The sequence below is a fragment of the Arachidicoccus sp. genome (genome assembly GCF_050436765.1).
In the GTDB taxonomy this organism is placed as follows: domain Bacteria; phylum Bacteroidota; class Bacteroidia; order Chitinophagales; family Chitinophagaceae; genus Arachidicoccus.
The window spans coordinates 15,062-25,000 of sequence record NZ_JBNQGD010000374.1 but is presented as its reverse complement, the minus strand read 5'-3'; the positions used below and the strand labels follow the sequence as shown (position 1 = coordinate 25,000).

Genomic DNA, 9,939 nt, shown 5'->3' with positions numbered 1-9,939 from the left:
CGTAGTTTAAAGAAGTTACTCGCTCCTGTCATTTTATTATGCCTGAATTTTGTACCAATCGCTGTTCTAGACCCATCTAAACTTCTACTATAAAAAGACGCTTTACCGCAAACTATCTTACCGGTATCAGTATATTTAATTAACGCACTATCTTGCGCAAATAGAATATTAACACAAAACAAAAATGCCAAAATGATCAATAAACAATTCTTCATTTAGTAACTATATTATATTTCTACATTTATTCTGAGACAAGGGACTATCGCCTTAACCATTGCTTCCATATTTCACGTCAAATTATATATCTTTATTCTATGCAAAAGCAAATATTTATTGGTCTAATAATATTGTTAGGTACACTCCCAAGCAATACAATTGCTCAAACCTACACAAAAAATAAATATGGACTCGAAATAATTGACAACGTCGAAAATTATCAATTATTAATTGAAAAAGACAGCACACTTAAACTAGTGCCACTCGATCAATATATAGATCACCTAAAAATAGATTTTGTATATGCAACAACCAAAAATTTCACACATACGATTTTATACAAAAATCCAAAACCTTACTTAAGACTACCCGCTGCAAAAGCATTACGGCAAGTAGCAATTGCATTGAAGAAAAGGGGATTGGGCATCGTAATATTTGATGCATACCGACCTTACTTCGTCACCGAAAAAATGTGGAAAGTGGTACCGGATGCACGTTACGCAGCTAATCCAAAGAACGGCAGTGGGCACAATAAAGGGATTTCAGTAGATTTAAGTTTGTATTATTTATCAACAGGGAAGCTTTTACAAATGCCGACTGGATTTGATAATTTTACGAACAAAGCATCGCAAGACTATATGCAGCTTCCCGCTGCGGTAATCGAGAACCGAAACATATTAAAGCGAGTAATGGAGCAACACGGCTTCAAAATTTTGTCAACAGAATGGTGGCATTTTTCCTTTCCCAATTCAAATGGAAAATACCATATCATTAATCTAAATTTTGATGAATTAGCAAGAATTGTGAAAGAAAACAAAAATTAAACTAACAAGTGTTTTTATTCCTTATAATATATAGTTAGAACCCCTATCTTTGACACCTCGTTTTCTATTCAGGAGACGAATAAAGTACAATGCTGAAAGCAATCCTTGTGGACAGTATATAGCAAAACAATTTAAAAAAAGCAATTCGAATGAAAAAAATTTTCCTTTCTGCGCTTGCTATTTCAGCAACCATATTGGTGGCTAATGCGCAAGTAGATTTAGTAAAAAAGGCAAGCGAAAATGCAACAGATGCAGCAAACCAAGGCTTCCATTTTACCAATTTAATTGACCTTTCAACAACACCCATCGAGAACCAAGGAAGTTCTGGAACCTGTTGGAGTTATTCCGCCAATTCTTTCTTAGAATCTGAGATGATTAAAAATGGTGGAGATCCAGTACATCTTTCTAAAATATACACTGTCTATAATGCCTATTTGAACAAAGCCAATGCATATGTTTTAATGCAGGGTGGTCTCTCCTGGGGGGACGGAGGAGAAGGCCATGATGTAATAAATATGTATGCAAAATACGGTGCAATACCTGAAACAGATTATACCGGATTAGTAGATGGTAGAAAAATAAACCATTTTGGACCCATGCAAAAAGTATTGAAAAACATCTTAGACTCGGTAACTAAGATTAAAGGACAAATAGATCCTGCAGCATGGAAAGCCGAATTCAAAAAAGTATTGGACGATAGTTTAGGCGCCGTACCTCAAACTTTTACCTACAAGGGAAAAACTTATACACCGCAAACCTTTGCAAAAGATGTCGTAAAATTAAATCCGGATAATTATGTAGAATTTATTTCTCAAAATACGACACCTTATTATAAAAAGGCGATGATGATGGCCTCAGATAACTGGGCTTACCAATGGGATTACAACATTACCCCTACCGATATGACGGACATCATTGACAATGCATTGAAACATGGTTATACCGTGGGATGGGGGGCAGATGTTTCTGAACCATATTTCAGCTGGCCTAACGGTGTAGCTTTTGTACCTAAGAATGCTTTAGCATTAGAAGGCAAAAAACTTAATAAAGACGAAAAAACTGCCCTATACAAAGGCGATAGAACTGAAATGCAAATCACACCTGAAAATCGTCAAGAAGGTTTAAACGATTATACAACAACAGATGATCACGGTATGCATATTGTAGGTCTGGCAAAAGATCAAGATGGTAAAGAATTTTATATTGTAAAAAATTCTTGGGGTGAAACCAATCAATATAAAGGCTTTTTGTATGTTTCAAAAGCTTACGTACAATATAAAACCACCTCAATGTTGGTAAACAAAAAAGCTGTACCCAAAGCATTTCGCAAGAAAATGAGTTTATAAAAAGAAGCGTATAACCCATCTATCGCTTTAGGGTGGATTGTGGATGTAAGCGACAAACAAGGTTTAAAAATACTGTCTGGTTTAGAAACTAACCAGAACACTCAACAAAAACGGAGTAAGGCGTTAGCATTAGATAAGTCTATGACCTCCGAAGCCAACTTATCGGCTCTGACGTGAGTGGGTAGTCCACAGCCTTTATGAACGATATTATTTAAAACGCTGGCAAACATGCATGTTTACCAGCGTTTTTTTATCTTTACCCTATTATGAAAACAAACAACACCAGTCACAAAAAGGCAGTACAATTAAAAAAGCATAAAACACTTGCTACTTCCTTTTTTATAATAATGCTGGCGTTATATATAATAACGGAAATTGTACTTCGTTCCCACACAAATGTCTGGCTGGGTTATGTAAAAGCTTTCGCCGAAGCAGCCATGGTAGGCGCATTAGCCGATTGGTTTGCAGTTACAGCATTATTTCATCATCCAGCAGGATTAAAGATTCCGCACACTAATTTAATTGAAAAAAAGAAACAGGATATAGGCAATAACTTAGGCGCATTTGTAGTAGATAATTTCTTAAACCCGGAGACTATTCGCCCATACATTGATCAAATTGATATTTCTGGGGTGCTTACCAAATGGCTGGAAAAAGAAAGCAACAGACACCAACTTATTGAGGAAACTTCTATCATTTTAAATAAAATTTTAGAAGATATAAAAGATGAAGACATCGCAGCTTTTATTTCAAAAAAGGGAACGGAATTAATCAAGAAAGTGGAAATGAATAAAGTTTTCGCCACCATCCTTCAATACCTATTGGACCGTCAGGAACACGAAAAAGTGCTCTCCTCTCTCTTAAAAAGAATAAAATATTATATTGTTGAGAATGAAGATACGGTGAGGCAACGTGTAAAAAAAGAAAGTGGACTCTTTGTTCCCGGGTTTGTCGATAATATGCTGGCTAACCGTATCACAGTTGGGCTGGCTAATTTTTTACACGAAATAGAGGATGACAAAAATCATAGAATACGACAGGAAATCACCCTCCACTTATACAATTTCACGCGACAACTCAAAGAAGAAAATAAGTGGAACGACGATTTTGAAAAGATAAAATCGGGCTTATTTTCACCAGAAAATTTACAGCAATATGCAAATGACATTTGGCAAAATATAAAGGCAACCGTCCTCAAAGAATTGGACAATAAGGACTCTAATTTTTTCAGCTACCTCAACAAAACTATTTCCGGTTTCGCGAAAAATTTAAATACAGATGAAACTTTAAGACATAAGATTAATAAGCAAGTAAAGTACAATACTTATAGATTAATTCTGAAGAACAAAGCAACTGTAGCAGCCATTATCAGCAATACTGTCGGTAATTGGAAGGGCCGTGAATTGAGTGAAAAGTTGGAACTTGAAGTAGGTAAAGATCTACAATACATCCGCATAAATGGCACTTTGGTGGGTGGCTTGGTAGGTTTACTTATTTACGCTATTACCCAGCTATTCTGAGATCTTTACATACATCTTCGCAATACCATCATATGCCAAGGCATTTACATCGAGATACAAAGCATCATTTAGTATCTTGTACCCGGAACTGTACTGACTATCTGTTTCTTTAAAATTGATTGTTTGCAAACCATTCTCCGTATGCAAAGAGTAAAAACCACTTTCAGTGAGCTGTTGATCCTTAAATTTCGAAAAGTCGTTTTGCGTAAATAGAATCGTATTCCCGTTACCGGCAGCATATACAGAATCAAATCCCAATATGCCTCCATACGCATGACGTAGCTCCCATTGACCTTTTAATGGGCTGCTAGAAGAATTGATGCTCTTGCTACAAGCAATAGCAAAAGCCAAGATCACCAATAAAAAAATGTTTAAAAATAATTTTTTCATACAGATTTGTCCGGAATATAAATTAATAGAACGTCAAATCCGTATGAAACGCTACACCTCTCGATTTGCCCAGTTGATAACAGTGCGGTATCGCGTGTCGCAATATATATTTCCAAATACGTCCGAATAAACGAAATGATTATACACAATATATAAACTCAGTCGACAAACAGTAGAACAATCTTTAAGAACGACGTCATTCCTACTTGGTGAGCATTTTGTTTAATTATTTTTTATTAAAAAGAGGTTGCCAAAATGACAACCTCTTATGAAAACGCCTCTACTCATTCTCACTCATTCAAAATTTGTAAAATTACAATCCAAAATTATACGCTATTCTTAATCCAAGAGAATTGACTGCACTTCCATTGTCATTAATTTTTGAAATGCTCTGAAAGTTAACACCTAAATCAAGGTAGTTTTTGCCGCCTAAGTTTAATAAATAGCCAATCTGAGGGCTGTATAAAAATGCGGTTGATTTATCGGCATTCACATCGGATTTGTTTGTCAAGAAAGCTGCACCAGCGGTACCCTGTACATACAAATTGGTTGTAGGAAAATAATACTTCAAACCAGCTTTTACAGGAATAAGTCCCAAATCTTTTGCGTTTGTCAAATCATTTTTTGCAAAGAAGTTATCATATCCGGCATTTACAACTACATACAAATCTTTTTTAACAACTGCGAAATCTCCTTGAATGGATCCACCTATTGACCAGTCGTAAGCGTCTTTAAATGTCCCCAGTGGAAGGTTTGATTGTGGACCTACGCCCAAAATAATTCCACTGCGTTGTGTTGTGCTTTGTGCGTTTGACTTTGTAGTTACGCCAATTAAAATAGCGAAGAGGAACAACCCTATTTTAGTTAAATTTTTCATTTTTTAAATCTTTTATTTTGTTTAATAATTATATCTTGAGTCATTATTCTTTTACTGCAGTATGTGTTTATTAACTCATTGACTAGGCAAAGGTATTTCCATATAGATAACTGCACAATGCCAATTATACGGAAACAATGACCAATTTGTCGGATAAGTCCATTTGCTAATAATTAAACTGCTTTTTTAAATGCAGTAGGTGTATATCCAGCAATTTGCTTGAAGAATCTGGTAAAGTGAGAAGGTGTATCAAAGTTTAAATATTCGGATATTTCCTTAATACTCATGGCTGTATAATTCAACATGTACAAAGCCTCATTATAGATACGTTCATGAATTATTTTCAGCGCCGATTCATTCGTTTCTTGCTTCACTATTTCGCCCAAATGCTTAGGGCTAATATTCAACAAATCGGCATATTCCTGAATAGTACGTTTCTCTATAAAGAGCTTATCGACATTCTGTTTAAAGAGTTGAGCAATATGATGGCTTCTGGATAATTTAATATGTTCTTCATGAGGGTAATCTTTGAAAAGTCTACCACACAAATAAAACAGTTGCATCAATAACGTCTGGATTATCTGAACATGAAAAGACTCTTCTTTAATATATTCATTACTCATTTGTTCAAATAAACCAAGAATAGACTTAAAGTTATTCCCGTCAAGATGTGCAAGGGGCGGAAAATCCACATTTGTATTTAACATGGGTTCAATAACACCTTCTCTTAGATATAAATCATCAATAAATTTTTTGGTAAAAAGTACAATATAAAGTTCTAAATCATCAGAGGCATTGTCAAACACACTAATCATTCCCGGATAAGTGATATGTAAAGTCCCGGCAGCAATTTTAAAGGAATGATGTCCCATCGTTTTTTGACAACTTCCCCTTAAACACAGTGTTATCGCGTAGTGGTCTAACTTATAAGGAACGCCTTGACTTAAACGACAATTCGTTTTAAATATGATAAAGTTCTTTATCGAATTATTAATGGTTTTATATCTGGCTGTAATATTTTCTAAGTATTCAACTTTTACTGAAGGTAAAAGATTAGTTGAATTTATGGTATCAAGGTTAATAGTCTTAATAGGATTGTTCATATAATGTATATGTATGCTTGATCAAACAATATTTAGTCGAGAAAGATTGTAAACGTCCAGTGGCCGGACGCTTTTTAAATTTGTAAGTAAAGAAAAAAGTTGCCTGTGCTTTTTAAAGAAAAACATCAAGCAACTTAAGTTATATTTCTATAAACTAATGGGCCGCTAAGTTGATCTTTCCTTTTAGTTTTTTATTTTTTACCAGCAGTACAAATGGTACGCATATTAAAAACATAAAACCTATGTAAAGAAACACGTCCATATATGAAAGTATAGAAGCCTGCTTCATGATAGCGCCTTCGGTAGCAGCATAAGCGGCCTTTTGTGCCTGATTGATAGCCATGCCACTATGCGAAAACTTAGCGACCAGACCTTCATAACGTGCTTGGAACTTTCCACTAAAATTAGTAACGTGAGCAACCATGTCTTGCCGATAGGTAAAAATCTGTCTGGTCATAAATGTCGTGATAATCGCCACACCAAAAGAACCTCCCAGCTGCCTTGCCATACCAGTAAATGAAGCTCCTTCTCCAATAGCTTTTCCGGTAAGCGTCGACAAGGCCAAAGTTGTAATGGGAATAAATATCAAACTTAAAGCAAAGCCGCGCAACATTAACATCCAAAAGAAATTTTCAAAGCCGGTGAAGGGTGTCAATATTTTATAGCCCCAAAGGCTATACACAAAAAACATAATAAATCCAACGGCAATAAGAATTTGTTGTTTCACACCTCTTTGTAACATCATTCCTATAAAAGGCATCATAATAGCTGTTACCACTGCCGATGGTACCATTATTTCCCCTGCTTGAAATGCAGTCCATCCTAAGATGTTTTGCAAATAAAGCGGGATGATAAACGTCGATCCATACAACCCAAATCCCAAGATAAAAGTGAGTATTGTACCAATGGCCAGGTTTTTATCTTTTAAAACCCGGAGATTTACGATAGGATCTTTTGCCACCATCTCTCGCCATATAAAGAAATAGAACATTATAAAAGATACTATAGAAGAAATAATAATGAGATGGCTGGTGAACCAATCTTCTTCTTGTCCGCGTTCTAATACAAATTGTAGACAACCTACCGCAAGCATTAAGAAAAATATACCATACCAATCTACTTCACTTGGCTTCTTTTTTCTACCAAACTTGGGACTTCGTATATAACGCAAGGTCATAAAAGTAGCAGCAATACCAACCGGAATATTCACATAGAATATGTAAGGCCAACTGTAAGTCTCAACCAAATAGCCTCCTAATGGCGGGCCGAGTGTAGGGCCTACAATTACACCCAATCCATAAATAGCTTGAGCCATACCACGCTTTTCTATGGGGAAAACTTCAGTAATAATGGTTTGTGATGTTACTAATAGAGCACCGCCTCCTGCTCCCTGTAAGAATCTGAATAATATCAACTCCCACAATGTGGTGGCATTTCCACAAAAGAAAGAACAAGCCGTAAATAATATTATTGAGGCAGCAAAATAATTGCGTCGTCCAAACTGCTGAGATAGCCAACTCGTCATTGGAATGATAATTACATTACCAATGGCGTATGCCGTGATCACCCAACCAATTTCACTCAATGTAGCGCCCAAATTACCTTTCATATCATTGAGAGCAACATTTACAATCGTCGTATCGATGATTTCTAGTAATGCTGCAAGAATGGCGGTGATAATAATTACAAACCTCGTAAAGCCATACTCAACCAATGAGTCTTGCTGTAAATTTTCCATTCAAATTAATTTAAAAAATGAAGAAGCAATTGGACAATCAATTTTAAAAAATTATTATCCAACCAAAAACACATGATCCACACTTCCTACTTCAACTTTTTATTTAGAAGACGTATCTGAATCTAAATGCACATCAGCTTCTACACTCATGCCAGAGCTTAACAAATTAAGTACAGAATCTGAGGCATTTACAAAATCTATTTTTATCGGAATACGTTGTACCACTTTGATAAAATTCCCCGAAGCATTATCCGGGGGCAACAATGACATTTTTGCGCCGGTAGCTTGAGAGATAGAACTTACACGACCAGTCAACTTTAAATCAGGATGCGCATCAACAGCAATACTCACCGTTTGACCAATTTTAATCCTTTTTAATTGTGTTTCTTTAAAATTGGCGATTACCCATCTTTCTTGGCTAGGAATTATATCAAACAATGCCTGTCCGGCTTGAACAAACTGACCAGGTTGCAAGTTTACTTCGCCCACTTGGCCATCTACTGTTGCGGTAATTACTGTATAAGTCAAATTTAATTTAGCTGCATCAATTGCTGTTTGCGCTTGTTTAATACGGGCATCAGCTACGCTAACCTGACCAGAAGAGACGCTCTTTTGAGAAACGACTGCCGCTGCCTGTTTTTGTGCCGCCGTCTTCTGCGTTTGTAGAATATCTAGTTGTCTTTCTGCCAGTTCTTTTGTCGCTTGTGCTTGTTCAAATTGCTGTTGTGTAATTGAATGATCTTTGATCAAATTGCTATAACGTTCAAAGTCGTTATTCGCGCGCCATAATTTCACTTTGGCAGCAGCTATTTGCGCATCAACCGTTTGTACACTCGTTTTTGAACTAATGATATTGCTTTCAGCAACGCCAATACCTGCATTTGCAACGCCCACACCACTTTGAGCTGAAATTAATCCGGCCTGAGCATCTTCTAATTTTATTTTAAAATCTCTATCGTCCAAAATAACAAGTGTATCACCTTTATGAACCTTCTGATGATCTTTTACCCTCACTTCATTTATATAACCTGACACATGTGGAATTACGGGACTGATATCACTGGTAATTTGTGCATCATCTGTTTCTTCGTGTTTTTGGGCATGCATGTAGGTCATTACGCCGTAGATAACACCGGCAATCACTAGAATAGAAAAAATGATAGCAAACATTGCACTAGGTTTTTTCTTCGCTTTTGGATTTGTTTCTGTATTAGACATTTTGTTTACTTTAAATTTTTGAGAATGGTTTTTAGATTTAAGAATAATCTATTAATTAACGTTATTTAATTTCTTGTTTAAGAGGCCCACTGTTTCATATATTTTATTGTAGGAAACGGCGGCATCGGCACGTGCATATTCAAAATCTATTTTCGATTGTAACAGAGCTACATCGGCATCTAGCAAATCCGTCGCGGTAGCTAAGGAATTGTCGTATTTATTTTTTGTAATCCGGTAATTTTCCTTCGCTTGCGAAATGGCACTCTTATAAACGTCTATTTTTTTCACACTGTGCAAATAATCATTGTATGCCTGAAAAATCTGCGTACGAATATCGTCATCCATTTGCTGTTGTTGTATTTGCAAAATTTTCTCTTGCGTTTTAGCTTGACGTACTTTCGCTTTGTTTTTATACAAAGACCCAATATTATAGCTTACGCCCACACCAACATTTACAACATTATAGGCGGATAAGGCATTGGGAATGTCGGCAGCGATATACCCGCCTGTTAACGCAACGGTAGGTAAAGCATCCCCTTTTACTATTTTAGTATTATAAGAGGCAGCTTTTTGACGCTGAAGCAAAGCCAAATAATCAAATCTATTAGAAAGGGCCATTGATTCCAAAGCCGCTACACTTTGCACATCCGGCTCGGGCAAGATGTCTGAAGAATCAATTAAGATATTTGTGCTATCACTTAAACCCA

At 36.1% G+C, this 9,939-nt stretch carries 10 protein-coding genes; 3 read left to right on the top strand and 7 right to left on the bottom strand.

What is annotated here, in order from left to right:
* Positions 1-215: hypothetical protein (locus ACQR30_RS15885; protein WP_429736740.1), on the bottom strand; the 215-nt coding region annotated here is incomplete at its 3' end.
* Between the two features lie 99 nt (positions 216-314).
* Here ACQR30_RS15885 and ACQR30_RS15880 point away from each other — a divergent pair.
* From ACQR30_RS15880 to ACQR30_RS15870, 3 genes are all read left to right on the top strand, one after another.
* Positions 315-1,040: a M15 family metallopeptidase gene (locus ACQR30_RS15880; protein ID WP_429736739.1), complete on the top strand. Its 726-nt coding sequence runs from the start codon at positions 315-317 to the stop codon at positions 1,038-1,040.
* A 149-nt stretch (positions 1,041-1,189) separates the two neighbouring features.
* Positions 1,190-2,386 carry an aminopeptidase C gene (locus tag ACQR30_RS15875; protein ID WP_429736738.1) on the top strand — a complete coding sequence of 399 codons (1,197 nt, stop codon included), beginning with the start codon at positions 1,190-1,192 and terminating at the stop codon, positions 2,384-2,386.
* Positions 2,387-2,652: 266 nt separating this feature from the next.
* Positions 2,653-3,906, top strand: coding sequence for a DUF445 domain-containing protein (locus ACQR30_RS15870; protein ID WP_429736737.1), 1,254 nt, complete (start codon positions 2,653-2,655; stop codon positions 3,904-3,906).
* Here ACQR30_RS15870 and ACQR30_RS15865 read toward each other — a convergent pair.
* From ACQR30_RS15865 to ACQR30_RS15840, 6 genes are all read right to left on the bottom strand, one after another.
* Positions 3,898-4,296, bottom strand: coding sequence for a hypothetical protein (locus tag ACQR30_RS15865; protein ID WP_429736736.1), 399 nt, complete (start codon positions 4,294-4,296; stop codon positions 3,898-3,900). The genes ACQR30_RS15870 and ACQR30_RS15865 overlap by 9 nt on opposite strands.
* Positions 4,297-4,609: 313 nt before the next feature.
* Positions 4,610-5,173 carry a hypothetical protein gene (locus ACQR30_RS15860; RefSeq protein ID WP_429736735.1) on the bottom strand — a complete coding sequence of 188 codons (564 nt, stop codon included), beginning with the start codon at positions 5,171-5,173 and terminating at the stop codon, positions 4,610-4,612.
* Between the two features lie 173 nt (positions 5,174-5,346).
* Positions 5,347-6,276, bottom strand: coding sequence for a helix-turn-helix domain-containing protein (locus tag ACQR30_RS15855; RefSeq protein ID WP_429736734.1), 930 nt, complete (start codon positions 6,274-6,276; stop codon positions 5,347-5,349).
* A gap of 154 nt (positions 6,277-6,430) precedes the next feature.
* On the bottom strand, positions 6,431-8,014 hold the full coding sequence (locus ACQR30_RS15850; protein ID WP_429736733.1) for a DHA2 family efflux MFS transporter permease subunit: 1,584 nt from the start codon (positions 8,012-8,014) through the stop codon (positions 6,431-6,433).
* 99 nt (positions 8,015-8,113) lie between these two features.
* Positions 8,114-9,232 carry an HlyD family secretion protein gene (locus ACQR30_RS15845; RefSeq protein ID WP_429736732.1) on the bottom strand — a complete coding sequence of 373 codons (1,119 nt, stop codon included), beginning with the start codon at positions 9,230-9,232 and terminating at the stop codon, positions 8,114-8,116.
* A 51-nt stretch (positions 9,233-9,283) separates the two neighbouring features.
* On the bottom strand, positions 9,284-9,939 hold a 656-nt coding region (locus ACQR30_RS15840), incomplete at its 5' end, for a TolC family protein (RefSeq protein ID WP_429736731.1).